At 65.3% G+C, this 25,207-nt stretch carries 23 protein-coding genes and 2 pseudogenes; 15 read left to right on the top strand and 10 right to left on the bottom strand.

From position 1 onward, the window contains the following. Nucleotides 1–65 precede the first annotated feature (65 nt). The gene (locus tag BJ6T_RS36805) at nucleotides 66–1,331 is read left to right on the top strand and encodes an MFS transporter (RefSeq protein WP_028170045.1); all 1,266 of its coding nucleotides are present in this window, start codon (nucleotides 66–68) and stop codon (nucleotides 1,329–1,331) included. Here BJ6T_RS36805 and BJ6T_RS36800 read toward each other — a convergent pair. Further along, nucleotides 1,328–1,735 (bottom strand): DUF4864 domain-containing protein, encoded by a 408-nt coding sequence (locus BJ6T_RS36800; protein ID WP_014497676.1) that lies wholly within the window; start codon nucleotides 1,733–1,735, stop codon nucleotides 1,328–1,330. The genes BJ6T_RS36805 and BJ6T_RS36800 overlap by 4 nt on opposite strands. A 65-nt stretch (nucleotides 1,736–1,800) precedes the next feature. Next, on the bottom strand, nucleotides 1,801–2,439 hold the full coding sequence (locus tag BJ6T_RS36795) for a TetR/AcrR family transcriptional regulator (protein WP_028170046.1): 639 nt from the start codon (nucleotides 2,437–2,439) through the stop codon (nucleotides 1,801–1,803). Nucleotides 2,440–2,678: 239 nt separating this feature from the next. Between BJ6T_RS36795 and BJ6T_RS36790 the strand changes: the two genes are divergently transcribed. The 3 genes from BJ6T_RS36790 to BJ6T_RS36780 are packed head-to-tail and all read left to right on the top strand — an operon-like array spanning nucleotide 2,679 to nucleotide 6,482. Beyond that, nucleotides 2,679–3,176, top strand: coding sequence for a (2Fe-2S)-binding protein (locus BJ6T_RS36790; RefSeq protein ID WP_014497674.1), 498 nt, complete (start codon nucleotides 2,679–2,681; stop codon nucleotides 3,174–3,176). After that, a complete protein-coding gene (locus BJ6T_RS36785; protein ID WP_014497673.1) occupies nucleotides 3,173–4,228 on the top strand; it encodes an FAD binding domain-containing protein in 1,056 nt (351 codons plus the stop codon). Before BJ6T_RS36790 ends, BJ6T_RS36785 begins: the two co-directional genes overlap by 4 nt. Next, the gene (locus BJ6T_RS36780; protein ID WP_014497672.1) at nucleotides 4,221–6,482 is read left to right on the top strand and encodes a xanthine dehydrogenase family protein molybdopterin-binding subunit; all 2,262 of its coding nucleotides are present in this window, start codon (nucleotides 4,221–4,223) and stop codon (nucleotides 6,480–6,482) included. Before BJ6T_RS36785 ends, BJ6T_RS36780 begins: the two co-directional genes overlap by 8 nt. A 43-nt stretch (nucleotides 6,483–6,525) precedes the next feature. Here BJ6T_RS36780 and BJ6T_RS47700 read toward each other — a convergent pair whose 3' ends face one another. Together BJ6T_RS47700 and BJ6T_RS36775 are read right to left on the bottom strand one after the other, a co-directional pair. Continuing rightward, nucleotides 6,526–6,678, bottom strand: a complete 153-nt coding sequence (locus BJ6T_RS47700; RefSeq protein WP_166082130.1) for a hypothetical protein — start codon at nucleotides 6,676–6,678, stop codon at nucleotides 6,526–6,528. Nucleotides 6,679–6,824: 146 nt separating this feature from the next. Next, nucleotides 6,825–7,373 (bottom strand): cupin domain-containing protein, encoded by a 549-nt coding sequence (locus tag BJ6T_RS36775; protein ID WP_014497670.1) that lies wholly within the window; start codon nucleotides 7,371–7,373, stop codon nucleotides 6,825–6,827. Nucleotides 7,374–7,522: 149 nt separating this feature from the next. On the opposite strand from BJ6T_RS36775, the gene aptA reads away from it, so the two are divergent. Beyond that, nucleotides 7,523–8,851 (top strand): omega-aminotransferase AptA, encoded by a 1,329-nt coding sequence (gene aptA / locus BJ6T_RS36770; RefSeq protein WP_014497669.1) that lies wholly within the window; start codon nucleotides 7,523–7,525, stop codon nucleotides 8,849–8,851. 70 nt (nucleotides 8,852–8,921) lie between these two features. After that, complete coding sequence (locus BJ6T_RS36765; RefSeq protein ID WP_014497668.1) at nucleotides 8,922–10,187, top strand: D-amino acid dehydrogenase; 1,266 nt, start codon at nucleotides 8,922–8,924, stop codon at nucleotides 10,185–10,187. Between the two features lie 258 nt (nucleotides 10,188–10,445). On the opposite strand, the pseudogene BJ6T_RS36760 reads toward BJ6T_RS36765, so the two are convergent. Beyond that, nucleotides 10,446–11,096: pseudogene (locus tag BJ6T_RS36760) on the bottom strand (helix-turn-helix domain-containing protein); the annotation flags it as partial. Between the two features lie 179 nt (nucleotides 11,097–11,275). On the opposite strand from BJ6T_RS36760, the gene BJ6T_RS36755 reads away from it, so the two are divergent. The 4 genes and pseudogenes from BJ6T_RS36755 (at nucleotide 11,276) to BJ6T_RS36740 (ending at nucleotide 14,741) form a co-directional block, all read left to right on the top strand. Beyond that, nucleotides 11,276–12,034 carry an ABC transporter substrate-binding protein gene (locus BJ6T_RS36755; protein WP_014497666.1) on the top strand — a complete coding sequence of 253 codons (759 nt, stop codon included), beginning with the start codon at nucleotides 11,276–11,278 and terminating at the stop codon, nucleotides 12,032–12,034. A gap of 26 nt (nucleotides 12,035–12,060) precedes the next feature. After that, the gene (locus BJ6T_RS36750; RefSeq protein ID WP_014497665.1) at nucleotides 12,061–12,714 is read left to right on the top strand and encodes an amino acid ABC transporter permease; all 654 of its coding nucleotides are present in this window, start codon (nucleotides 12,061–12,063) and stop codon (nucleotides 12,712–12,714) included. After that, nucleotides 12,711–13,442: pseudogene (locus BJ6T_RS36745) on the top strand (amino acid ABC transporter ATP-binding protein). The gene BJ6T_RS36750 and the pseudogene BJ6T_RS36745 overlap by 4 nt, the downstream one beginning before the upstream one ends. 12 nt (nucleotides 13,443–13,454) lie before the next feature. Further along, nucleotides 13,455–14,741 carry an NAD(P)/FAD-dependent oxidoreductase gene (locus BJ6T_RS36740; RefSeq protein WP_014497663.1) on the top strand — a complete coding sequence of 429 codons (1,287 nt, stop codon included), beginning with the start codon at nucleotides 13,455–13,457 and terminating at the stop codon, nucleotides 14,739–14,741. A 56-nt stretch (nucleotides 14,742–14,797) separates the two neighbouring features. On the opposite strand, the gene BJ6T_RS36735 is transcribed toward BJ6T_RS36740, so the two are convergent. Both BJ6T_RS36735 and BJ6T_RS36730 read right to left on the bottom strand, forming a co-directional pair. Beyond that, nucleotides 14,798–15,019, bottom strand: coding sequence for a hypothetical protein (locus tag BJ6T_RS36735; protein ID WP_014497662.1), 222 nt, complete (start codon nucleotides 15,017–15,019; stop codon nucleotides 14,798–14,800). 91 nt (nucleotides 15,020–15,110) lie between these two features. Continuing rightward, nucleotides 15,111–16,700 (bottom strand): gamma-glutamyltransferase family protein, encoded by a 1,590-nt coding sequence (locus tag BJ6T_RS36730; RefSeq protein WP_014497661.1) that lies wholly within the window; start codon nucleotides 16,698–16,700, stop codon nucleotides 15,111–15,113. 128 nt (nucleotides 16,701–16,828) lie between these two features. Here BJ6T_RS36730 and BJ6T_RS36725 point away from each other — a divergent pair, with 128 nt between their 5' ends. Beyond that, complete coding sequence (locus BJ6T_RS36725) at nucleotides 16,829–17,602, top strand: enoyl-CoA hydratase-related protein (protein ID WP_014497660.1); 774 nt, start codon at nucleotides 16,829–16,831, stop codon at nucleotides 17,600–17,602. A 21-nt stretch (nucleotides 17,603–17,623) separates the two neighbouring features. Here the strand turns inward: BJ6T_RS36725 and BJ6T_RS47695 are convergent, their stop codons facing one another. Together BJ6T_RS47695 and BJ6T_RS36720 are read right to left on the bottom strand one after the other, a co-directional pair. After that, a complete protein-coding gene (locus tag BJ6T_RS47695; RefSeq protein WP_014497659.1) occupies nucleotides 17,624–17,800 on the bottom strand; it encodes a hypothetical protein in 177 nt (58 codons plus the stop codon). 9 nt (nucleotides 17,801–17,809) lie between these two features. Beyond that, complete coding sequence (locus BJ6T_RS36720; protein ID WP_014497658.1) at nucleotides 17,810–18,043, bottom strand: DUF6894 family protein; 234 nt, start codon at nucleotides 18,041–18,043, stop codon at nucleotides 17,810–17,812. 207 nt (nucleotides 18,044–18,250) lie between these two features. Between BJ6T_RS36720 and BJ6T_RS36715 the strand changes: the two genes are divergently transcribed. From BJ6T_RS36715 to BJ6T_RS36705, 3 genes are all read left to right on the top strand, one after another. Beyond that, on the top strand, nucleotides 18,251–20,320 hold the full coding sequence (locus BJ6T_RS36715) for a PQQ-dependent sugar dehydrogenase (RefSeq protein ID WP_028170049.1): 2,070 nt from the start codon (nucleotides 18,251–18,253) through the stop codon (nucleotides 20,318–20,320). Further along, on the top strand, nucleotides 20,277–21,218 hold the full coding sequence (locus tag BJ6T_RS36710; protein WP_028170050.1) for an SMP-30/gluconolactonase/LRE family protein: 942 nt from the start codon (nucleotides 20,277–20,279) through the stop codon (nucleotides 21,216–21,218). The genes BJ6T_RS36715 and BJ6T_RS36710 overlap by 44 nt, the downstream gene beginning before the upstream one ends. Nucleotides 21,219–21,345: 127 nt before the next feature. Then, nucleotides 21,346–22,371 carry a histone deacetylase family protein gene (locus tag BJ6T_RS36705; protein ID WP_014497655.1) on the top strand — a complete coding sequence of 342 codons (1,026 nt, stop codon included), beginning with the start codon at nucleotides 21,346–21,348 and terminating at the stop codon, nucleotides 22,369–22,371. Between the two features lie 218 nt (nucleotides 22,372–22,589). On the opposite strand, the gene BJ6T_RS36700 is transcribed toward BJ6T_RS36705, so the two are convergent. Continuing rightward, nucleotides 22,590–23,429 (bottom strand): Crp/Fnr family transcriptional regulator, encoded by an 840-nt coding sequence (locus BJ6T_RS36700; RefSeq protein ID WP_014497654.1) that lies wholly within the window; start codon nucleotides 23,427–23,429, stop codon nucleotides 22,590–22,592. Between the two features lie 358 nt (nucleotides 23,430–23,787). On the opposite strand from BJ6T_RS36700, the gene BJ6T_RS36695 reads away from it, so the two are divergent. Further along, nucleotides 23,788–25,152: an ABC transporter substrate-binding protein gene (locus BJ6T_RS36695; RefSeq protein WP_225895018.1), complete on the top strand. Its 1,365-nt coding sequence runs from the start codon at nucleotides 23,788–23,790 to the stop codon at nucleotides 25,150–25,152. The last annotated feature ends 55 nt before the right edge of the window (nucleotides 25,153–25,207 follow it).

The raw sequence follows: 25,207 nt of genomic DNA, 5'->3' as shown, positions 1-25,207 counted from the left end.
ACCGCAGTGCACCGCGCATGCCCAATATCGCGGCACGATGCTTGACCGCAAGGCGGTCAGCGAACATGGTCCGGCCTGTGCACGCGCCGAATCTTCCAGGACAGAAACCGGCCTCATTCACCCCTGATTCGCGTCAGGCTTGGGTGCGGCTGTTGCTTGCGCTGCTGATCGGCTCGATCGGTGGCGTCGGCATGTGGGCCGTCGTGGTGGTGATTCCCGTCGTGCAGACCGAGTTCGCCGCCACGCGCGCAGCGGTCTCGCTGGCCTTCACACTGATGATGTTCGGCTTCGGCCTCGGCGGCGTGATCGCCGGCAAGATCACCGACAAGTTCGGCATCGTGCCGGCGATGGCGATCAGCATCGCTTTCATCGGCGTTGCCAATGTGCTGGCGGGGCTCTCGACCCAGCTCTGGCAGTTCGTCGCGGCCTATTTCCTAGTGGGGCTAGGCACCTCGGCGACCTTCGCGCCGCTGATGGCGGAGGCCTCGCACTGGTTCGAACGCTATCGCGGACTTGCCGTGACCATCGTCGCGAGCGGCAATTACGTCGCGGGCACGATGTGGCCGCCGCTCATCAGCTCGGGCATGCAGACGATCGGCTGGCGCCATACGCATATCGGCATCGCCCTCGTTTGCGTGGTCTTTATGACGATCCTGGTGCTGATCCTGCGCGCGCAGATGGGTGACGACAAGGTCCGCAATCACGCCAATGCGCGGCCGCCGCGGGTCGATCTCAAGCTTTCGACCAATACGCTGACCGTGCTGCTCTCGATCGCCAGCATCTCCTGCTGCGTCGCCATGGCGATGCCGCAGGTGCACATCGTCGCCTATTGCGGCGATCTCGGTTACGGCGTCGCGCGCGGCGCCGAGATGCTGTCGTTGATGATGGCCTGCGGCATCGTCAGCCGGATCGGCTCGGGCTACCTAGCCGACAAGATCGGCGGCATCCGTACCCTGCTGGTCGGATCGCTGGCGCAGGGCTTTGCGCTGGTGTTCTATCTGTTCTTCGACAGCCTGACTTCGCTCTACCTCATCTCCGCGATGTTCGGCCTGTTCCAGGGCGGCATCGTGCCGAGCTACGCCATCATCGTGCGCGAGGCGATGCCGGCGAGCGAGGCCGCAACCCGGGTCGGCATCGTGATCTTTGCCTCGGTGTTCGGCATGTCCTTCGGCGGCTGGGTGTCGGGCGTCATCTTCGACGCGACGGGCTCCTACGCCGCGGCGTTCGCGAACGGGGTGGCGTGGAATGCCCTCAATGTCGGCATCGTGTTGACGCTGCTGATCCGGTCGCGAATGAATGCGGTCAAGACGGGACCGGGTTTTGCGACCTAGACTTCTCGTCCCGGCTTGAGCAGCGAGCAACCGGTGATCTTGTAGCTGCCGTCGCTCTGCTGCTCGAGCGTGTACAGTGCCTCCCAGGCTTCGCCATTGGCATCGATGATGTGGACGTGTTGGGAGATCCAGTTGCCGTCGCTCCTGCTCTCGCCAAACTCAAAGCTCCTGTGCCGGTAGACCGGCGCGTAGCCGTTTTGCACCATGGACATGAAGATGTCAGGCGCGGGGAAAATCTCCCTGATCGCCGGCGCGGCGTAGGAATAGGCCGCCGCCGCATCGTCGCGCGCGAAAGCCTGTTCCTGGGCGCGGATGACGCCTTGCGCCGCCGCGACGTCGTCGGCACGTGCTGAGACGGAGCTGAAGATAACGCAGATAGCGACGAGCAAGGCGGCGATGCGCATGACAGGCTCCGCGTTGAAATCCCGGCGATGCCAACCCTAGCACGCCCCATGGGAAATACGGCGTGCTATCGCTTCCGTTTCACCGCCGGCTTCGTAGGCTTGGCGGCACGCGCCTTGGCCTTGCCGGCCGGCTGCACCCGCAGCCCGTCGACAAACACGTCGAGCATCCGAAGCACCGAGGATTGCCAGCCGGGCTGGTCGTGCATGTAGCACATGCCGACGAGTGCCCTGAGCAGATCCTCCGGGCTGACATCGCCGCGCATCTGGCCGGCCGCGACGGCGCGGTCGAGCAGCGAGCCGATCGCCCTGGTGAGCCGGTCCATCGAGAACGCCGCGAGTTCCGATGAGCTCTGGAACGTCAGCGCCAGCGCGGCCGACATGCCCTTTTTTGTGGCAACGAATTCGACGTTGGAGCGCAGCCAGCGGCGCAGCGCATCGACCGGATCCTTGGCATTCTTCAATTGCTCGGCAAGCTCGCTGAGCTGCTCGACCTCGCGCCGGTACACCGCCTCGAACAAATCCTCGCGAGTCGGAAAATGCCGATAAAGCGTGCCGATGCCGACGCCGGCGCGTTTGGCGACGGCGTCCAGGCTTGCCTCAGGACCGCCTGCATTGAAGACGACCTTCGCCGCCTCGAGCACGCGCTCGCGATTGCGCACGGCGTCGGCGCGGGGCTTCCGAATCTGGTCGGTCTGGTCGTCCATGGCGGTAATGTAGATCACGAATTGGTTAGATTGAACCCTCCCAGGCCTGCATCGCGTTGTCTGCGCATGGGCTTTTGACGAATTCCAAATATTTTTCGGCGGCCCTTGTTAAGCGGAGGGTGCCTCCGTATCTTCCTTGACATGTTGGCGGGGTTCCGCCCGGCCAACGTATATCGACGGCGGCCACGGAGGTGGCGCGCTGGCCGATGACTCATGTCCATATCTGATCGGAGCCTTGTATGAACCACTCCATCAGCCTCACCGTGAACGGTGCGCGGCGCGACTTCGTCCTCGACGACCCGCGCGTCACGCTGCTCGATCTCCTGCGTGAGCGCCTCCATCTGACCGGAACCAAGAAGGGATGCGATCGCGGCCAGTGCGGCGCCTGCACCATTCTCGTCGACGGCAAACGCATCAACTCCTGCCTTGCTCTCGCCATCAGCCATGACGGCGCCGACATCCTCACCATCGAAGGCGTGGCGCGCGGCGACCAGCTTCATCCCGTGCAGGCGGCCTTCATCGCCCATGACGGATTCCAGTGCGGCTTCTGCACGCCCGGCCAGATCATGAGCGCGATCGGCATGATGCAAGAGGCGCAGGCCGGCAAGGATCCGGAGCGCATCCGCGAATGCATGAGCGGCAATCTCTGCCGCTGCGGCGCCTATGCCGGCATCGTCGATGCCGTGCTGGAAGCCCAGGCCGGCATGGACGAATCCAATCAGAGGCGCTCCGCATGAAACCGTTCGATTATATCAGGCCGGCCACAGTGGCCGAGGCCGTTGCGGCGGCGGCTCAGCCGGGCGCTGTTTATCTCGCCGCCGGCACCAATCTGCTCGATCTGATGAAGGGCGGCATCAGCCGGCCGGACCGTCTGGTCGATGTCACGCATCTCGACGGACTCGATCAGATCGAGACTCTCGCTGACGGATCGTTGCGCATCGGCGCGCTGGTGAGCAACGCCGATCTCGCGCATGATGCAGACTTCGCAAGATCCTATCCGGCCGTCGCCGAGGCGCTGCTGTCCGGTGCGTCCGCGCAACTGCGCAATGCCGCGACCGTCGGCGGCAATTTGCTGCAACGGACGCGCTGCGCGTATTTCTACGACACCGCCAGCCGCTGCAACAAGCGCGAGGCCGGCTCTGGCTGCGACGCCCGTGAGGGCGAGAACCGCACCCATGCCGTGCTCGGCTGGAGCGAGGGCTGCATCGCCACGCATCCGTCGGACTTCTGCGTGCCTCTGGTTGCGCTTGACGCCGTCGTCGAGATCGAGGGCAGGAACGGCCGCCGCGAGATCGCGCTCGACGCGCTGCATCGCCTGCCGGGCCATACGCCCGAGCGTGAATCGGCGCTCGAACCCGGCGACCTCATCGTCGCGGTGCGGCTGCCGCCCGCGGCGCGCGGCTTTGCCACGCATGCGCGCTACCTCAAGGTTCGTGAGCGAACGTCTTACGCGTTCGCCGTGGTCTCGGCCGCGGCTGCGTTGCGGATCGAGAACGGCAAGGTCGCGGAGGCGCGGCTGGCGCTCGGCGGCGTCGCCGCAAAGCCCTGGCGCGCTCGTGCCGCGGAAGACGTGCTCAAGGACGTTACGCCCACGGCAGATGCCTTCCAGGAAGCGGCCTGGCGCGCGCTCACCGACGCAAAACCGTCCGGCGACAACGCCTTCAAGATCGAGCTCGCACGCCGCATCGTCGTGCGCGCTCTGACCCTTGCCGCCGCCGGTACGCCTGCGCGCATTCCCGCGCTGCCGGCCTCTCCCTTTGCCTCGACGTCCGGAGCCATCCATGCCTGAGCTCAATCTATCCAGCGCGCCCGCCCATCTGCGCCACGGCTCGAACATCGGTCAGCCGCTGACCCGCCGCGACGGCGTCCTCAAGGTCAAGGGGCAGGCGACCTACGCCGCCGATAATCATCCGCCCGGCATGCTGTTTGCCGTGATGGCCGTCGCCAGCATCGCGCGTGGCCGCGTCACCTCGCTCGATGTCGCTGCCGCAAAGCGTCATCCCGGCGTCGTCGACGTCATGACATCTGAGCACAGGCCGCAGCTCGCAATCGATCCGGAGATCAAGACCAATCCGTTCGTGTTCCGGATGGAAGTCCTGCAAAGCGACGAGGTCCGCTACGCCAACCAGCCCATCGCCGTCGTGATCGCCGAGACGCTGGAGGCCGCGACCGAAGGTGCGGTGCTACTGGCGCCGCGCTACGAGACGCTACCTGCGCTGGTCGGTCTCGATGCCGGAGAGAGTTACGTGCCGCCGGTGGTCGGCGTCGGCAATCCCACCGAAAATCACCTCGGCGATATCGAGGCGGGTCTTGCCGCGGCCGAGAAGCAGATCGACGCGATTTACGAAACGCCGCCGCAATATCACAACGCGATGGAGCCGCATGCGATCGTGGCCGCATGGAATGGCGACAGTCTGCAGATCGACATGCCGACCCAGGGGCTCATGCTGTCGCTTGCGCGCGTTGCCGAATTGTTCGGCATCGCGCATGACAAGATCCACATCCGCAGCCCGTTCCTCGGCGGCGGCTTTGGCTCGAAAGGGCTGATGGCTGGTCCGCCGGTCCTCGGCATCATGGCCGCAAAGCTGGTCGGCAAGCCGGTCAAGCTGGTACTGCGCCGTGAGCAGATGTATGGCCCGGTCGGCCATCGCGCGCCGACGCGCCAGCGGCTGCGCATTGGCACCGATGGTGAGGGGCGCCTGACTGCGCTCGATCATCACGCGAGAACCGTGTCGAGCACGTTTGACGATTTTTACGAGCCCGCCGCGGATGCCTCGCATACACTCTATGCCAGCCCGGCGATCCGCACCTCGCATGACGCCGTGCGCGTCAACACCGGCACGCCGCTGTTCATGCGCGCGCCCGGCGAGGCGACGGGATCGATCGCACTCGAAAGCGCGATCGACGAGATGGCCTGGGCCTGCGGCATCGATCCGCTGGCTTTCCGCCTGAAGAACTACGCCGAGGTCGAGCCGATCACGGGAAAGCCGTTTTCCTCGAAAGCGCTGCGTGCCTGCTACGATCAGGGCGCAGCGCGTTTTGGCTGGGCGAAGCGCTCGCTCCCGCCTAGGCAGATGCGCGATGACGCCGGACTTCTGGTCGGCTGGGGGATGGGCACCGCGACGTTCCCCGCGCTGATGTTTCAGGCTGAGGCGCGCGCCGTTATCCGCCTCGACGGCTCCGGCGCGATGGAGATCGGCGCGCACGACATGGGGCAGGGCGCCTGGACGGCGTTGGCCCAGATCGCGGCCGACGAGCTCGGGCTCGATATCGATCGCGTCGAGTTCAAGGCCGGTTCCTCCGACTTGCCCGACGCGGGCATTGCCGGCGGCTCCGCGCATACGGCAACCGCGGGTGCTGCGATCCACAGCGCGGGCGCGGCCGTGATAGCCAAGCTTGCAGATCTCGCCACCAACGACGAGCGCTCGCCGCTGTTCGGCGCCGGCAATGCCGGCGTGATTGCGCGCAACGGCCGACTGATTCGGCGTGATGACGAGAGCCGCGGCGAGAGCTACGTCGAGATCCTCGCGCGCGCACGCATCGTCGAGATCGAGGCGCGCGGAATCGGCGCGCCGAACCCTGCGGCGATGGAGGAATATGCGATGCATGCGCATGGCGCGGTGTTCGCGGAGGTGAAGGTCGATCCCGAACTCGGCCAGGTCCGCGTCACCCGCATGGTCGGCGCCTTCGCCGCGGGACGCATCGTCAATCCGCATCTGGTGAAGAGCCAGCTGTTCGGCGGCATGATCTGGGGCATGTCGTTTGCGCTGCACGAGGAGGCCATCATCGATCGCCGCAGCGGCAGGATCATGAATGCCAATCTCGGCGAGTACCACATCCCCGTGAATGCCGACGTGCCGCCGCTCGACGTGATCACGGTCGAGGAGCACGATCCGCATGTGAATGCGCTCGGCATCAAGGGCGTCGGAGAGATCGGCATCACCGGCAGCGCCGGCGCGGTCGCCAACGCGGTGTGGCATGCGACCGGCGTGCGCGTCCGCCGCTTTCCGATCAGGATCGAGGAGTTGTTGACGCAGCGTTGAGGCAAAAAGGCGGGACGAGATCTTCTCGTTCCGCCGCCTCCTGCTAGTGCAGTTTCTTCCGGAGCGCCTTCAGCGCTTCTCGCTGTGTCTCGATGTAGTCTGCAATAGCCTTGCGCAGCTCCTGCGAATGGAGCTTGTCGGTGTCGCGCTGCACTTCATCGAGCGCAGCCTCTGCATTGGCGAGCGTGATCTTCATCTGCGAGCCCGGTTGTGGAGCGGTGCCGGAATGTCTCTCGGCTACGTTTCGCAACATATAGAGGTTTGGCGCGCAGAAATTGAGATGGCTCAAGCTCCGTAAGACACCGGGGCACTCCGTAGGATCCCGGATAAGGCCGATGCGCTTCAAAACGTCGGCGGCGTGCAGGCCGAGATCACTTCGCACGGCTTGCCGCCGACACAGCGGAAGCGATGCGGTCTGCGGCTCTCGAAATAGTAGGCATCGCCGGGATTGAGGATGCGACGCTCGTCCTCGACGGTGACTTCGAGCTTGCCCGAGATCACGATGCCGCCTTCCTCGCCGTCATGGACGAGGTGAACGCGTCCGGTGTCACTGCCGGGCTCGTAGCGTTCCTTCAGAATCTGCAGGCTGCGGCCGAACAGATTGTCGCCGATCTGGCGATACGAGATCGGCTTCTTGCCGACCTCGGTCAGCTCCTCGGCGCGATAGAAGATCTTGCGCCGTGACTCCGGCTCCAGCGCGAAGAACTCGGCGAGCCCCATCGGGATGCCGTCGAGGATGCGCTTGAGCGCGCCGACCGACGGGTTCATCTGGTTGGATTCGATCAGCGAGATCGTCGAATTGGTGACCCCGGCGCGCTTGGCGAGCTCGCGCTGCGACAGCTTGTGGTGCGCCCGGATGAATCGCAGCCGTCCACCGATGTCGACGCTCATGCCCCTGGTCCCTGTTGCAGGTGTTGCGGATCGCGCAAATATGGACCGGCAGCCCCAGTGAAATCAATGGCTTGCAGGTGACCAGAAAAGGACTTGTTGCGCTTCCGAAGCCGTGCCTCTGCTACCCGGTCAGCAGAGGAGCGTGGCCCGTGACCCTTCATCAGATTCCGAACACTATCAAGACCGACTCGTTCTGGATGCCGTTCACGGCCAATCGTCAGTTCAAGAAGGCGCCGCGCCTGTTCTCCTCGGCCGAGGGCATGCACTACACCACCGTCGACGGTCGCAAGGTGATCGACGGCTCCGCCGGCCTCTGGTGCGTCAATGCCGGCCACGGCCGCAAGCAGATCGCCGCCGCGGTCGAGCGCCAGCTGATGACGCTGGACTTCGCGCCGTCGTTCCAGATGGGCCATCCGCTGGCATTCGACTTCGCCGAGCGTCTCGCCGAGATCGCGCCGAAGGGCCTCGACCGCGTCTTCTTCACCAACTCCGGCTCCGAGTCGGTCGACACCGCGCTGAAGATCGCGCTCGCCTATCACCGCGCCAACGGCCAGGCGAGCCGCACCCGCCTGATCGGCCGCGAGCGCGGCTATCACGGCGTCGGCTTCGGCGGCATGTCGGTTGGCGGCATGGTCGCCAATCGCCGCGCCTTCGCCACCCACCTGCCGGGTGTCGACCACATCCGCCACACCCACGATCTCACCCGCAACGCCTTCGCCAAGGATCAGCCTGAGCATGGCGCCGAACTCGCCGACGATCTCGAGCGTCTGGTCGGCCTCCATGGCGCCGAGACGATCGCCGCCGTCATCGTCGAGCCGGTGCCGGGCTCGACCGCCGTGCTGCCGCCGCCGAAGGGCTATCTGAAGCGCCTGCGCGAGATCTGCGACAAGCACGGCATTCTCCTGATCTTCGACGAGGTCATCACCGGCTTCGGCCGCCTCGGCACGCCGTTCGCCGCCGACTTCTTCGGCGTCACGCCGGACCTGATGACGACGGCCAAGGGCATCACCAACGGTACCATTCCCTGCGGCGCGGTGTTCGCGAGCCGCAAGGTTCACGACGGCCTGATGGTCGGCCCGGAGAACCAGATGGAGCTGTTCCACGGCTACACCTATTCGGCGCATCCGACGGCCTGTGCCGCCGGCATCGCGACGCTCGACATCTACAAGGACGAGGGCCTGCTGACGCGCGGTGCGTCGATCGCCGAATACTGGCGCGATGCGCTGCATTCGCTGAAGGGCCTGCCGAACGTCGTCGACATCCGCAATTGCGGCCTGATGGGCGCTGTCGAGCTGTCGCCGCGTGACGGTGCGGTCGGCGCGCGTGGTTACGACGTCATGGTCGATTGCTTCAATCGCGGTCTGTACTTCCGCATGAGCGGCGACTCCTTTGCGCTGTCGCCCCCGCTCATCGTCGAGAAGAGCCATATCGACGATATGGTCTCGATCCTGGGCGACGCCATCAAGCGGGTGGCCTGATAATTGCTCTCGCCGTTGCGGAGTTTGTTCTTGCAGCGGCGAGCGTGATGCCGCGGGAGTTTGACGAAGCGTGAAAGTTCTGATCCTCGGCAGCGGTGTCATCGGTGTCACCTCTGCCTACTACCTTGCGCGTGCCGGTCATGAGGTGACGGTCGTCGACCGTCAGCCCGAACCGGCGCTGGAGACCTCTTTCGCCAACGCGGGCGAGGTGTCGCCCGGCTATTCCTCGCCCTGGGCCGGCCCCGGTGTGCCGGTGAAGGCGATCAAATGGCTGCTGATGAAGCACGGCCCGCTGGTGATCCGGCCGAAGCTCGATCCTGTCATGTGGGTCTGGCTCTCCAAGATGCTGCGCAACTGCACCAGCGCGCGTTACGCGGTCAACAAGAGCCGGATGATCCCGATCGCGGAATACAGCCGCGATTGCCTGCGCGACCTGCGCCGCGACATCGGCATTCAATATGACGAGCGTTCGCAGGGCACTTTGCAGCTGTTCCGCCACCAGGCGCAGCTCGATGGCACCGGTGAGGACATCGCCGTGCTCAAGCAGTATGGCGTTCCTTTCGAGGTGTTGAGCCGGGAGGGCTGCATCGGGGTCGAGCCGGCGCTTGCCGCCGTGAAGGAGAAGTTCGCCGGCGGGCTTCGCTTGCCGCAGGACGAGACCGGCGACTGCCACATGTTCACGCAGGCGCTGGCCAAGCATGCCGAAGCGCTCGGTGTACGCTTCATGTTCAACACCGACATCGCTCGCATCGTCGCGGACGGCGCGCGCGTCAGTGGTGTCGTGACCAGTGCGGGCACGTTGCAGGCCGACGCCTACGTTCTCGCCCTCGGAAGCTGGTCGTCGCGGCTCGTTGCACCGCTCGGCATCTCATTGCCGGTCTATCCGGTGAAGGGCTATTCGATCACGGTGCCGATCAAGGACGCCTCCGGCGCGCCGGAATCGACCGTGATGGACGAGAGCTACAAGGTCGCGATCACCCGCCTCGGCAATCGCATCCGCGTCGGCGGCACCGCCGAGATCTCCGGCTATTCGAGCCAGCTCTACGACGCCCGCCGTGCCACGCTCGATCATTCGCTGACCGATCTGTTCCCGCGCGGCGGCGATCTCTCCAAGGCGACGTTCTGGAGCGGCCTGCGTCCGATGACGCCGGACGGCCCGCCGGTGATCGGCCCGACGCAGTACGGCAACCTCCACCTCAACACCGGCCATGGCACGCTCGGCTGGACCATGTCCTGCGGCTCCGGCCGCGTGCTCGCGGACATGCTGTCGGGCAAGAAGCCGGAGGTCGATGTGAGCGCGTTGACGGTGGACCGGTACAAGTATCGGTTCGGCTAAGGCTCTATCTGCTCGTCCTTGCGAGCGCAGCGAAGCAATCCAGAATCTTTCCGCGGTGGCAGTCTGGATTGCTTCGCTGCGCTCGCAATGACGGTGGAGAGGCATCGCGCACTCACTCCATCTCCGTCACCCTGAGGTGGCCGCTTCTTCAGCGGCCCTCGAAGGGCGACGGCCCGGCTCTATCGGGGCGGTGCATCCTTCGAGGCTCACTGCAAGGATGACGGGACTGGAATTGCGCTCGCCGCGCGAAAAGAAGCTACCCCGCCCCGTCACGCAATTCACCCACAGCACGACGGCCTTCGCATCATTGGCCGGATTGGAAAACCGGTGCGGCCTTCGGCTCGCGAACCGAAAGCTGTCGCCGGTCTTCAGCGACCACGTCTCGCTGTCCACCGTCAGCATCATCTCGCCTTCGAGCACCAGACCAGCCTCTTCGCCGTCGTGGGTGTAAAGCTCGTCGCCGGTGGAGCCGCCGGGCTCAAGATGCACCAGGAACAGATTGAGCCGGTTGTCGCTGCTCGCCGGACTCAGCAACTGCTTCGACACCCCGGAGCGCCAGAGTTTCAGTTCGGGCCGCTGGAGCCCGCGCGTCACCACCTGATCGGAGGCGCCGTCGGCGCTTGGGCTTGCGCCGAACAGCGCGGCGATGCCGACACCGAGCACGTCTGCGAGTGTAGCCAGCACGCGCAGCGACGGCGACGACAGGCCGCGCTCGATCTGGCTCAGAAAGCCGATCGACAGGTCTGTGCGCGCAGCCACCGTCTCCAGCGAGAATTGCCTGACGCGCCGGAGATCGCGGATGCGGCGGCCGACCGCGACATCCATCGCCGGCTCGGCCGGCTTGGCCTTGACCGGCACCTTCCTGGCCTTCACCGTCCTTGCCGGCTTTGCGGCGGCCGGTTTGCGCATTCTTTTGCCACCGCTCACGTCAAACCGCTTCCTTCATGTGCATGAAAACCGCTTGCATCGCCCGCGAAAGTGTGACCAAATTTTCATATTGGTGAAAATAGGCCGAAACGGCTTGGCCCGCAACGTCTGATCACGACATGCGCGAGCGCCGACATCGGCCAAGCCCAAAGGGGGATGCGATGAAGCGTTTTGGTCTGGCCGCGGTCGCGGCGCTCGCGATTGCAGCGGTGATGCCGGCTTCGGCGCAACAGGTGCTGAAGGTCGGCTCGACGCCGACAGGCATTCCCTTCACCTTCCTCGACACCAAGACCAACACCATCCAGGGCATCATGGTCGACATCGTCACCGAAGTCGGCAAGGACGCCGGCCTCAGCGTGCAGATCGAGCCGATGTCATTCTCCGCGCTGATCCCGTCGCTGACATCGGGCAAGATCGACATCATTGCGGCTGCGATGTTCATCACGGCGCCGCGCAAGGAGGTCGTCGACTTCTCCGATCCGATCTACACCTACGGCGAAGGCCTGGTGGTCCCGAAGAGCGACACCAAGGCCTATACAACGCAGGATGATCTGAAGGGCGAGACGGTCGGCGCCCAGGTCGGCACCGCCTTCGTCGATGCGCTGAAGAAGTCCGGCCTGTTCGCCGACGTCAAGGCCTACGACACCATCCCGGACATCCTGCGCGACGTGAACACCGGTCGCCTCAAGGCCGGCTACGCCGACTATCCGATCCTCGCCTACAATCTGAAGCAGGGCGGTTTTCCCGAGGTGCGTCTGGTCGACGGCTACAAGCCCGTTACCGTCGGCTCGGTCGGCATCGGCGTCCGCAAGGGCGAGGCCGCGCTGCTCGGCAAGATCAACGCTTCGCTGGCGAAGCTGAAAGCCAACGGCACCATCGACAAGATCCTCGAGAAGTGGGGTCAGAAGGCGCAGGGTTGATCGACAGGGGCTGGTAAGGCTGACCGATGAAAGGCTTCTGGCACGACGCCGTCGAATTCTTCCCGATCCTGATGAGCGGCGTCGCGCTGACGATCGTCGTCACCATCGGCTCGCTGCTGCTCTCGACGGTGCTGGGTCTGATCTGGGCGATGATGCGGGTCTCCGGCATCAAGGTGCTTTCGATGCTCAGCGCCAGCCTGATCAACGTGATCCGCGGCATCCCGATCATCGTGCTGTTGTTCTATCTCTATTTCGTGATGCCCGATCTCGGCGTCACGCTGTCGGCCTTGCAGGCCGCGATCCTCGGGCTTGGCATCGCCTATTCGGCCTACCAGGCCGAGAATTTCCGCGCGGGCATCGAGGCGATCGACAAGGGCCAGATCGAGGCGGCGCAGTCGATCGGCATGGGCTGGTGGCTCACCATGCGCCGCGTGGTGTTGCCGCAGGCGGTGCGCATCGTGCTGCCGCCCTACGGCAACGTCATGATCATGATGCTGAAGGATTCGTCGCAAGCCTCCACCATCACGGTCGCCGAGCTTGCCCTTCAGGGCAAGCTGATCGCGTCCTCGACCTTCAAGAACACCAACGTGTTCACGCTTGTTGCGCTGATGTACCTCACCATGAGCATCCCGCTGATCCTGCTGGTCCGTCACTTCGAGAAGCGGGCGGGCAAGAAATGATCGAGCTCACCGACGTCCACAAGAGCTTTGGCCAGAACGAGGTGCTCAAGGGCATCACCGCCTCCGTCCAGAAGGGCGAGGTGGTCTGCATCATTGGCCCCTCGGGCTCTGGCAAGTCGACGATCCTACGCTGCATCAACGGGCTGGAAAGCTACGACCGCGGCGAGATCAACGTCGAGGGACTGAAGGTCGACCGCGATGCGCCCTCCATCGTGAAGGTCCGTACCCAGGTCTCGATGGTGTTCCAGCGCTTCAACCTGTTCCCGCATCGCACCGTGCTGGAAAACGTCGTCGAAGGCCCGCTGTTCGTAAAGAAGGAGCCGCGTGCGCAAGTGCTGGAGCGCGGCCGTGCGCTGCTCGGTCAGGTGGGCCTCGCCGAAAAGGCCGATGCGCATCCGCCGCAGCTCTCCGGCGGCCAGCAGCAGCGCGTCGCCATCGCGCGCGCACTCGCGATGCAGCCAAAGGCGATCCTGTTCGACGAGCCGACCTCGGCGCTCGATCCCGAGCTGGTCGGTGACGTGCTCGGCGTGATGCGCAAGCTCGCCGATGACGGCATGACCATGGTCGTCGTCACCCACGAGATGGGCTTTGCCCGCGACGTCGCCGACCGCGTGCTGTTCATCGACGGCGGCGTCATCGTCGAGCAGGGGCGGCGAAGGCCGTCCTCAATCAACCTCAGCACCCGCGCACGCAGGACTTTTTTGCGCCGCGTGCTGCATCCGCTCTGATCGGTCCTCGTCATGACTACGCGCCTGCCTCTGCCGCCCTCGCTCTATGCCGACACCGCCGTCGCGCCGGTTGCCACGCCGCCGCTCGATGTCGACAAGACCGTCTCCGTTGCGATCGTCGGTGGCGGCTACACCGGCCTGTCCACGGCTTTGCATCTGGCCGAGCAAGGTGTCGAGGCGCTGGTGCTCGAGGCGCAGGAACCCGGCTGGGGCGCCTCCGGTAACAATGGCGGCCACACCAATCCCGGCCTGAAGCATGACCCCGATCAGATCGAGGCCGATTTCGGCGCAGAGCTCGGCCGCCGCATGATCGACTTCTCCTACGGCACGACCAATTTCACGCACGACCTGATCCGCCGCTACCAGATCCCCTGCGAAGCGCGGCAGAATGGCACGCTGCGCGCGGCCTACAACGAGGCCAGCGCCGCCGCGATCGAGAAGACGGCGCAGCAATGCATCCGCCGCGGCATGCCGGTGCAATATCTAAATCGCGAGCAGTTGCGCGAGATGACCGGCACGGAGCGCTACATCGGCGCGATGCTGGACACGCGCGGCGGCGATCTGCACCCGCTCAGCTACGCCCGCGGCCTCGCGCGCGCCGCGATCTCCGCGGGCGCGAAGGTCCATGGCGAAACGCCGGCACTGTCGCTCCGTCGCGACGGCGCGCGCTGGCGCATCGAAACGCCGCGCGCGGTGGTGCATGCCGACAAGGTCCTGCTCGCGACCAACGGCTTCACCGACGATCTCTGGCCGGCGCTCCGCCGCACCATCGTGCCGGTATTCTCCTCGATTGCCGCCACGGCGCCGCTCTCCGACGCGGTCGCCCGCTCGATCATGCCGACTCGGCCGGTGCTCTACGAGAGCGGCCACATCACGGTCTATTATCGCATCGATCAGCACAATCGCCTGCTGATGGGCGGCCGCGGCCCGATGCGCTGGATCAAGTCGCCCAACGACGTCGCCTATCTCATGCGTTATGCCGAGCGGCTATGGCCGCAGCTCAAAGGTGCCGCCTGGACGCATGGCTGGAACAGCCGGCTCGCCATCACCAAGGATCATTATCCGCATGTGCACGAGCCGGCGGAAAACATCCTGATCTCGCTCGGCTGCAACGGCCGCGGCGTCGCGCTCTCGACCGCGATGGGCGCGCAGCTCGCGCGCCGGCTGATCGGCGGTGCCAGGGCCGAGATCGACATGCCCGTCACGGGCATCAAGCCGATCCCGATGCACGCGTTCTGGCCCTTGGGGGTTACGACTGCTGTGATCGCGGGCCGGGTGCGGGACCGGCTGGGCGTTTGAAGAAGAAGGCGCCGCCCCGTCAGGAGCGGCGCCTTGCATGACTTGCGGATAGGGCGTCAGCAGCGGCCCTGTTTCCACAGGCCGGGCGGGCAGCCCCAGCCGACCTTGCGCCCGTGGTGCCATCCGGGAGGAGTGGCATGGCGATGTCCATGGTATCCGCCATGATGCCCGTGACCATGGCCATGACCATGTCCGTGGCCGCCCTTGGCGAATGCGGCGTTTGGCATGGTGAAGCCGGCCGCGATGATCAGTGTTGCGGCGAGCGCAAGTTTCTTCATCCGAAATCTCTCCTGTTAGGCACGCATCTGTCCGTTCGACGAACGAACATCGATCGCGGTGTCGCGCGCAAATGCGGAGGAGTCGTGACGCTCAGGATTCGGCGACAGCGTCGGCCCAGGGCTGGAAGATCTCGACCGCGCCGGAATTCGTATCGCCCTCGCGCATCACAACGCTCGGGCAGGCGAACTTCTGCGGCACGGCCTGCACCTGCGTCTCTTCATAATCGAAGCGTGCGGCAAGTGTCTTGCGCGCGTCCGCCGGCAATCTGATATCGCCGATCACGACCGCGCCTTCGCTGGCGTCGATGCGCGGCTGGTGGATGGCGGCATCGAGGTCCATGCCGAAATCCATCGCGAAGGACACGAGCTGCATCACCGACGGCAGGATGCGGCGGCCGCCGGAGGCGCCGACCGCGAGACGCTTGCCGTCCTTCGTTTCAGCGATGACGGGTGTGTAGTTGCAGAGGCAGCGCTTCCCGGGAGCGAGCGAGTTGGTGGTGCCCGGCGTTGGGTCGAACCACATGATGCCGTTGTTCATGGCGATGCCGGTGTGCGGCGTCACGTATTTCGAGCCGAAGGACGAGAGCAGCGTCTGCGTAACCGCCGCGATATTGCCGTGGCGGTCGACCACGGAGAAATGCGTGGTGCAGGCGGGCGCCAGATATTCGGCGCCGAGCGAGCGCTTGCCGTCGGCATCGCCCATGTCCTTGAGCCGCTCGCGGAAGGCCGCTTGCAAGGCGAGCGCATATTCGCTGTAGGTGGTCGCGTCGGGTGCGCTTCCCGGCTTCAGACTCTGCTGCAACAGGCGCAGCGCATGCGCCATTGTCGGTCCGGCCGTGAGCTCCGGCGTCGCATACACCTTGCCGTCGCGATAGGGGATCGCCAGCGGCTCGCGCAGATGGGCGCGAAACGCGGCGAGATCCTCCACCGACAGCGAGCCGCCGTCGGCCTTGATATCGGATGCGATGCTTTTGGCGAGGTCGCCCTGGTAGAAATCGCGCGGACCGGCGGCGGCGAGGTGCGACAACGTTGCCTTCAACGTGGCCAGCGGCAGCCGCGTCTCGGACTTGATGCCCCATGGCGCGCTCGGCGGCAGGCCATCCTTCAGGAAGGTGGCCGCGCTCGCGGGATAGCGCCTGAGATCGGCTGCCGACGCCGCGATCGTCAGCGTCGTCCACCAATCGACCAGCAGGCCTTCTCCGGCGAGCGCGGCGGCCGGCGCGACCAGATCCTTCCACGGCATCTTGGCGTAGCGGCGATGTGCCTCCTCCATGCCGGCGACGACGCCGGGCACGGCGACCGAGCCGGGGCCGTGGATGTTGCGATCATCCTTTACCCGCGGCCACGGAAACAGATCGGAGGCTGCCCCTTCGCCGCTGAGCGGATAGTCGGTGGTGCGCAGGCTCTGTGGCGCGCACATGCCGTAGTCGATCACCTCGGTGCGATTTTCCTTGGCGCGGTAGAGCACCATGGCGCCGCCGCCGCCGATGCCGCTGTTCCAGGGCTCCAGCACGTTCAGCGCGAAGGTGGTCGCGACGATCGCATCCACGCAGTCGCCCCCTGCAGCCAGCACTTGCGCGCCCACTTCGGCCGCGCGCCGCGATTGCGAGGCAACGATGCCGCCCTTGGATGTGACGGCGGGTTTGCGGACGGCTTGGGCGAGGCTGAACTGATGAGGCATGATGTCGTCTTGATCTCTGGATTCGGTTGTTCTGGCTTCGTTGCGCTGACGCGGAAGCAGCAGCATCGGCGGGGAGCGCGAAGGATGGCACATTGCCGCCAACGAGAAAATCCAAAGGGAGACGCGACATGGCAGGTGTGAAACAGGCGCGGGATGGCGCGGTTGGGATCTTGACGCTCGACGAGCCGGCAAGCCTGAACGCGATGACGCCGGACCTGCTTGGCGCGCTCGCCGCCGCCGTCGCCGAGATGACCGGGGATGCGGACGTCCGCGCGCTGGTCCTCACCGGCGCGGGGCGCGGATTTTGCTCAGGACAGAATTTGAAGGCGTCCGAAGCGCTGGGCGAGGACATCGCCGCCGGCGTGATGCGCTTCTACTGGCCGGCGTTCAAGGCGTTGCGCGAATGCCGCGTGCCTGTCGTGGTCGCCGTCAACGGCGTCGCGGCCGGCGGCGGCTTCAGCCTTGCGATGGCCGGCGACATGATTGTTGCGGCGCGGTCGGCGAGCTTCATCCAGGTGTTCAGCCGCATCGCCCTGGTGCCCGATCTCGGTTCGACTTGGCTGCTGCCGCGGCTGGTCGGCCGGCAGCGCGCGCTCGAGCTGATGTTGCTGAACGAGCCCCTGACGGCCGAACGCGCCCAGGAGATCGGCCTGGTGCGTCAGGTCGTCGACGATGCGAAGCTGATGGACGAGGCGCTGGCCCTGGCGCGCCGTCTGGCGGACGGACCGACGCGGGCTTTGGTCGCAACGCGCGCGCTTGTCGAGGAGAGCGAGCATGCGGATTACGAGGCACAGTTCCGCCGCGAGATCGAGGTTCAGGCCACGATCCGCAAGAGCGCCGACGCCATCGAGGGCCGCGCCGCTTTCGTCGAGAAGCGCAAGGCGAAGTTTACGGGGAAGTAGGGGAGCAGCCGCGGACTGCGCTCAGAGCCTGCGATCCAGTCGGCTGGCCTGATATTTGGCGTGCCATTTCGGGCCAGGCCCGCGCATGTAGTGAAGCTCGGGGCGGTAGGGGTTGCCTGCGATCCGCACCAGCTTCTGCCACTTGGTGGCGACGAAGTTGAGGGGCTGGCAGAGCAGGGTTAATGAAGCGAACAGCACGGCATCACCTCAATGCGGCTTGCCGAGCATGGCAGTGAAGGGAAGGTCGAAGATCTCCTCGCCGTCGGAGCCGCTGACATGAATCACCCAGTCGCGCCAGTCTTCGGCACCCGGGGTGTAGATCATCGAGTGCATGATCTGGGCCGCACGGTCACGCGCCTCGGTCAGGCTGGCCACCGCGGTGCCGCTGCGATCGATCAGCGTGCCTTCGGTGTTGGAGCAGTGAAAATAGACCTGGACCATATGCATCTCCTGTCGGGAGCGATTGGGATGGCAAACCGATACCACCCGAGGCCTTCGCGAAACATTCGGGGCGAGCCCGGTAAGGGAATTTACGGAGATTGGTCGCTCCGAAGGCCCGAGCGGGTTTGATCACAGGGGGGTGATGATCAACTGGACGGCGTTCCCATGGCATGGAACAACTTTGGACCGAAAGTCCGGGGGACCGCCGTGAACCAGCTCACATTCTGGCATGAACGCCGAAGCCTGTTTGCGGCGATCGTCGCCGGAGTGCTGTTCGGTCTTGCCCCGGGAGCCTCCTCCGAGCCGGTGAGGAAGAGCGGCTACGCGATCGGCGCGGAAACCTGCGGCAGCGGCGATCTCGCCTTTCCCAGAATCCAGATCGACATGAAGGCGGGATTCTGCGCCGGTCTCGTCGCCTCCGAAGAGGATCGCCTGAAATTTCCGCGCGCGATCATCCAGGTGCCGGGCCGTGACCTGTTCGTGATCGCCGACATGGGGGGCTGGGGCCACACCGATGGACGGCTGCTGCTGCTCGATCCGCATGCGCCGCAGGGGCAGCGGTTCAAGGAGCTGCTGACCGCCGTCGAATATCCGTTCGGCCTCGTGATTGGCCCGGACAAGAAGTTGTACGCCTCGACCGCGGAGACGATCTTCCGGTTCGACCCGCTCGCCGACAATCCCCGTAGCACGGTCGAGACCATCATCCGGCACATGCCCGGCCGCCGGATCACATTGCCTGACGGCACCAGGCTTGACGAGAGTGCGCATCCGCTCAAGCAATTCGTCTTTGACAGGACCGGGCGGCTGTTCGTCAATGTCGGCTCGCACAGCGACGACTGCATCACGTCGGCGCCGATCGCAAAACCATGCGCGGCGGCCGAGGGCGCGTCCGCGATGGCCTCGATCTGGCTGTTCACACCGCCCGCGGGCGGCGTCTTCCCGGCGCTGAGGCCGGGCGATCCCGACCCGCCGCATATCGTCTATGCGCGCGGCCTGCGCAATTCGATGGCGCTGGCGCTGCATCCGAATTTTCCCGATGCCGGCTACGCCTTCCTGCAAGGCGAGAACGGCCGCGACCTGCTCGACATCTTCGAGCCGAACGAGGAGATCAACGCGATCGAGCAGGGCAGGCATTATGGCTGGCCCTATTGCTACGACCTGTCGACGCCGAGCCCCGAATTCAAGCTCGTGCTGCAATCCGGGGTCTACAAGTCGCTCTGCACGGCCAATGCGCTCTACAAGGCACCGTTCTCGCTGATGCCGCCGCACGGTGCGCCGCTCGCGATGCTGTATTATCACGGCGCGAAATTCCCGGAGCTGGAAGGCAAGCTGCTGGTCGGCCTGCACGGCTATCGTCCGACCGGCAGCCGCGTCCTCGTCTATGACGTCGACGACCATGGCTTCCCGAAGCCTGCCCCGGCGCCGGTGCGCTACCACGTCAGTTGCGCGGCCGACCCGACCCACAGCTTTCAGACCGACGCCGGCAACGTCGCCGCCGCGCCATTCGACGAGCTGATCGCAGGCTGGCACCGCGTCAACGGCGCGCGGCCGCAAGGAGCGCCTGTCGGCCTGACGGTCGCGGAGGACGGCGCAATCTGGCTGGTCGAGGACAAGAACAAGACCGTGATCCGCATCGATCGCGCCGGGGGTGACGCGCCGGTGCCACTGCCTTGCGACGCGCGCAGCCAGGCGATGATCGACCAGCTCGCGGCCTTCGTCGCCAGGGACGCGCAGAACGGTGTCCGGCTCACCACGCTGCGCAAGGGCCTCGTCGAGAAGCATTGCGTCGGCTGCCATTCGGATTTCGGCCTGAAGGCAGGACAATCGGAAGCGGAAAAGGACGCGACGGTGCTACGCTTCATGCTGTCGCAGGACGGCTGGATCTATCCGGGCGATCCAGGCTCCGGCAAGCTGCGCACGCGGCTGCGCGGCATCGGCGCCGAGAAGCTGATGCCGCCGGGCGGTGAAAGCCTGCCCAGGACCGAACCTGGCTACACGCGCCTGCTCGATACCGCGGACCTGCTGGTTGCGAAAATGGTTCCGGGCACGCGGATGCAGATCAAGTCCGGCCCGCCGCAGCGCAAGTTCTTTGGCAAGACCAACAAGGAATGCGGCGAAATACCGGCCGCCAAGGTCGTTGTCGTGACACAAAGGAGCGCTGTAGACAAACCCGGCTTCAGCCGATTCTTCCGGCCTGCCGACCCCTATCTGAATGGCGAGTGCAGCGACGGCGATGGCTATTACATCCGGCAGGAATTTCTGGTGCCTGTGCAGTAGCGTTCTTCTCGTCATCGCGGCATCGCCGGCCCATGCGGAAACAAAGCTGTTCGAAAGCGTGCAGGTGACGCCGCCAGGCGAATACACCTTCGGCATCGAAGGACCCGCTGCCGATCTCGACGGCAATCTCTTCGTGGTCAACTTTGGCAAGCCCGGCACCATCGGCAAGCTGCCGGTGGGCGGCGCCGCTTCGGAGCAGTTCACGGCACTGCCCCAGGGCAGCGTCGGCAATGCCATCCGCTTCGCGCGTGACGGCACGATGTTCATCGCCGACTACAAGAAGCACAACATCTTCGCGATCCGGAAGGGCGCGAGCGAGCCCGTCGTCTGGTTTCATTCCGACGAGATGAACCAGCCCAACGACATCACGGTCGCGCGCGACGGCACGATCTATGCGAGCGATCCGAACTGGAAAGGCAGGGAAGGCCACATCTGGCGCATCGCCAAATCTGCGGACGGCACGGTGCAGGGGCAGGTGATGTCGGCGCCGCGCGCGATGGGCACCACCAACGGCATCGACCTCAGCCCTGACGGCAAGACGCTCTATGTCGGGGAATCCAGCAGCGGCGAAATCTGGTCCTACACCGTCCGCGGCAACGAACTCACCGGTGCAAAACTCGTCAAAGCCTTTCAGCCCGACACCGTCGACGGCCTGCGCACCGACGTCGCCGGCCGTCTGTATGTCGCGCGCATCCTCAAGGGCACCATCGCGCTGATGAAGCCCAATGGCGCGGTCGAACGGGAGATCGCGCTGAAAGGCAAGGAGCCGACCAATCTCGCCTTCGGCGGCAGCGACGGCAAGACCGTGTTCGTCACCCAGCGTCAGGGCGGCTTCGTCGAGTCCTTCCGCACCGACCAGCAGGGCCGCGAGCACTGCGTCCAGCGCGGGCGCTGCTGAGCGTCACGGGCGGTCTGTCTCCGGCGCAGAGCAGCACCGAAACGGCGGCATTCTTCTTGCTTGCATCTGGCCGCCGCAGGCATTTAGACATCTGTGGGCACCGTCAACGCGACCACGGAGTGTTTGAGTGAAAGCCGTCCATACCGAGCTGCATCGCAGCCACGATCCGCAATTCTTCCTGGTTCGCGGTGTCGTCAAGCGCACCACGGAGCAGCCCGAGCGCGCCGATCGCCTGCTCAAGGGGTTGAAGGACGGCAAGCATCAGCTGGTCGAACCGACGACCTTCGGGCAGGGGCCGCGTGCGCGGATTCACAGCCCGGAATATCTGTCGTTCCTCAGCGAAGCCTGGGACGCCTGGACCGCGCTCGGCGATTCCGGCCCGGAAATGATCGGCAACATCCATCCCGTGCGTCATGCCGGGACCTATCCCACTCACATCGTAGGCCGCCTCGGCTGGCACACCGCCGATACCGCGGCGCCGATTGGTCCCGGCACCTGGGCTGCGGCCTGCGCCGCCACCGACGTTGCGGTCACGGCCGCGCAGATGGTGATGGACGGCGAGGATGCGACCTATGCGCTCTGCCGTCCGCCCGGTCATCACGCCTACCGCGACATGGCCGGTGGCTTCTGCTTCCTCAACAACAGCGCGATCGCAGCCGCGCATCTGCGATTGAAGCATGAGCGCGTCGTGATCCTGGACGTCGACGTCCATCACGGCAACGGCACGCAAGGAATCTTCTACGCGCGCCCTGACGTCTACACGGTGTCGATCCACGCCGACCCCATCGCGTACTATCCTTATGTGTGGGGCTACGCGCATGAGCGCGGCGAAGGACCCGGCCTCGGCGCCAATCTCAACATCCCCCTGGCCATCGGCACCGGCGACGACGGCTATATCCAGGCGATGGATGTCGCGCGCAGGGCGATCGAATCCTTTGCCCCCGGCGCCCTCGTCATCGCACTCGGCCTCGACGCCTCCGAGCACGATCCACTGAAGGGTCTCGCCGTCACCACGCCGGGCTTCCGCCGCATCGGCCAGGCGATCGCGAAGCTGGGCCTGCCGACCGTGTTCGTGCAGGAGGGCGGCTATCTCTCGGATATTCTGGGCGCCAACCTGACCTCGGTGCTGGCCGGGTTTGAAGAGGCGCGGTGATCTTCACCTCTCCCCGCGTAGGCCGTCATGCCCGGGCTTGTCCCGCCTGCGCGGCCGAAGCCGCTTCGGCGAGGCGAGGGCCCGGGCATCCACGAGCTTTGCGCGCGGGGTAAGGCGTGGATGGCCGGGACAAGCCCGGCCATGACGCCGTGGAAGCTTCAACGCCCATAGTGCTAAAGCCATGAGCGACAACGCCTCCCTGCGGACAGAGGCGAACCTCAATCCCTGAACAAAATCTGCTCCAGCAGATCGATCCGCCTGATCCGGATGCTGCTGCCGTCGATGGCGATGATGCGGCGGTTCTGGAAACGCTTCAGCATCATCGTCACCCATTGCCGGGTCGAGCCGACCATGGCGGCGATCTGGTCATGGGTGATCTTGCGGTTGATGACGATGGTGTCGCCGTCGGCCGTGCCGTGCAACTCCGACAGCGTGAGCAGGAACTGCGCCAGCCGCTCGATCACCGAGCGCGTGCCGAGGATCTGCGCCATCGAGGAGTAGCATTTGCCCTTGGCGATGAGGCCGTCGATCAGCGCAAGCGCGAAGCTCGGCATGCCAGTCAAGAGCTTCTCGAGCGCCGGCCCGGACAGCGCCGCGATCTCGCAGGCCTCGATGGCGATGCCCGACCACATGTGAATGCCGCCGCCGGAAATCTCCGGACCACCGATGAAATGTCCGGGTGTCCAATAGGCGAGCGTGATTTCGCGCCCGGACGGCGCCGTGTAATAGACCCGCACCTGCCCGCGGCGGATGATGAAGATGCCGTCGTGGCCATCGCCCTGGCTGAACACCATTTCGCCCTGCGGCACCGTGATGATGCGGCCGGCCGCGTGCACGCGCGCCTGCTCCGACGCGGACAAGCGGTCGAGGAAATGCGCGCCGGCATTCAGCCCGTCGATCGTCTCGCTCATGAACAGCGCCGAGCTTGCGGGCCTTGCACGTGTGCTGCGGATCCGCCGCGTCTTCTTGTGGTCGGTCCAGTCGAACGGAACGCCTGCATGAGGCCGGTCGGCGAAAGCGGCAGGCTCGGTCGCGGCAGCTTCCTTGAGTATGGTCATCGCAATCCGTCAGCTCTCCAGGGGCTTGCGAATAGGTAAGTGCGGCGGTGGTGCGATGTCCATCTCTTTGCGATCGTTCCAAATCACTTAGCAAAGCTTGATGTGTGCGGCGACCGGCTGCGAAACGATTCCTCTCTCCATGGCTTCGGCTTGAGAAAATCCTTTGCGTCGTCGCGCGACGGAATCATGACGCGAACGTCCCGCGACAGCGATGCAAGTAATTGCTTCAAGCGTTGCGCCGCGCCTTCGATAGTGCCGGCCAGCGTTGTTGCCGGCGCGCGCCCGGCCTCCCGAGGACAGTTCGATGATCGAATTCAGCTCTTTGAGACTCAGTGTGGCCGTGGCCATCACCGTTGCGATGTTCGCGCCGGCCCAGGCGGAGACGATCCGTGTGGCAGTCGGGACGCAGGACACGACGATCAATTGCGCGACCGGCGGACTGCTCATTCGCGAGCTCAAGCTGCTCGAGAAATTTTTGCCCCATGACGGCAAGTACAAGGATGTCACCTACGACATCCAGTGGAAGAATTTTACGAGCGGGGCGCCGCTCACCAACGAGATGGTCGCGGGCAAGCTCGATTTCGGCGCGATGGCTGACTTTCCGGGCTCGCTGAACGGCGTGGCGTTCCAGAAGGCTGGCCGCCGCAGCCTCTTCATCAGCGTGCTGTCCGGCAGCACGAAAGGCAGTGGCAACGGCATCGTGGTGCCGTCGAGCTCGCCGGTGCAGTCGCTCGATGAGCTCAAAGGCAAGACCATCTCGGTTCCCTTCGCCTCGACCTCGCACGGCATGCTGCTCCGCGCGATCGAGGCCAAGGGCTGGAATCCCGAGACCGACGTCAACATCATCACGCAGGCGCCGGAGGTTGCGGGGCCGGCCTTGCAGGCCGGCAAGATCGAGGCGCATGCCGACTTCGTTCCGTTCGCCGAACTGTTCCCGTGGCGCGGCTTCGCGCGCAAGATGTTTGACGGCGCGCAGGCCAATGCCCCGACGTTCCACGGCGGGCTGGTCGATGCCGATTATGCCGAGAAATATCCCGAGATCGTCGTCGCCTATCTGCGCGCGGCGCTGGAGGCGGATCGCCTGGTCGCCGAAGAGCCGGAGAAGTACAGCGAGCTGATCGCGAAGGTGACCGGCATCGAGGCGGAGGTCGACTACCTCTTTCACGGGCCGCTCGGTCTCCAGACCCGCGATGTGACCTGGAAGCCGGAGTACCGCCAGGCGGTCGCAACCTCGATCAAGACGCTGAAGCTGCTCAAGCGCGCGGACAGCGATCTCGATATCAACCAGTTCGTCACCGACAGGTTCATCCGTATCGCGGCAGCGCAGGCGGGGCGCGATTACGACTCCGAACTGAAGAACTATGCGCAGCTTCCGCTTCGCGCCAAGGACGCCGCAACGGGCGCCGAGATCAGCGACTTCAGCCGCGTCGCGCAGATCTGGGTCAAGGACGAGGCTCATGTACGCCACTATGCCTCACCCGAGAACGCGCTGAAGGCGCTCGCCGGCCTCGAGAAAGACGGCAAGACCATCCGCGTCGTATATGCGCAGGATCGTGAAAGCGGCATCAAGCTGTTCGCAAGCCAGGCCTGGTTCGTGCGGTCGTCCAACGGCGAGCTGAGCGCGTTCCTGCTCAAGCAGGCGGCCGAGGGCTGGTCGAAGAAGAACGGTGGCGCGGTGCTCGACTTCGCGGCCGCGCGCGAGTCCCTCGTCGCGAGCCGGTGAGGCGATGGCCACCGCTATCAAGGCGCGGCCTGCGGGCATCCGTTGGATGGTCCGC

Source organism: Bradyrhizobium japonicum USDA 6 (assembly GCF_000284375.1).
Lineage (GTDB): Bacteria > Pseudomonadota > Alphaproteobacteria > Rhizobiales > Xanthobacteraceae > Bradyrhizobium > Bradyrhizobium japonicum.
Note: the sequence above shows the minus strand (reverse complement) of the source record. Positions and strands in the feature narration are given on the sequence as shown.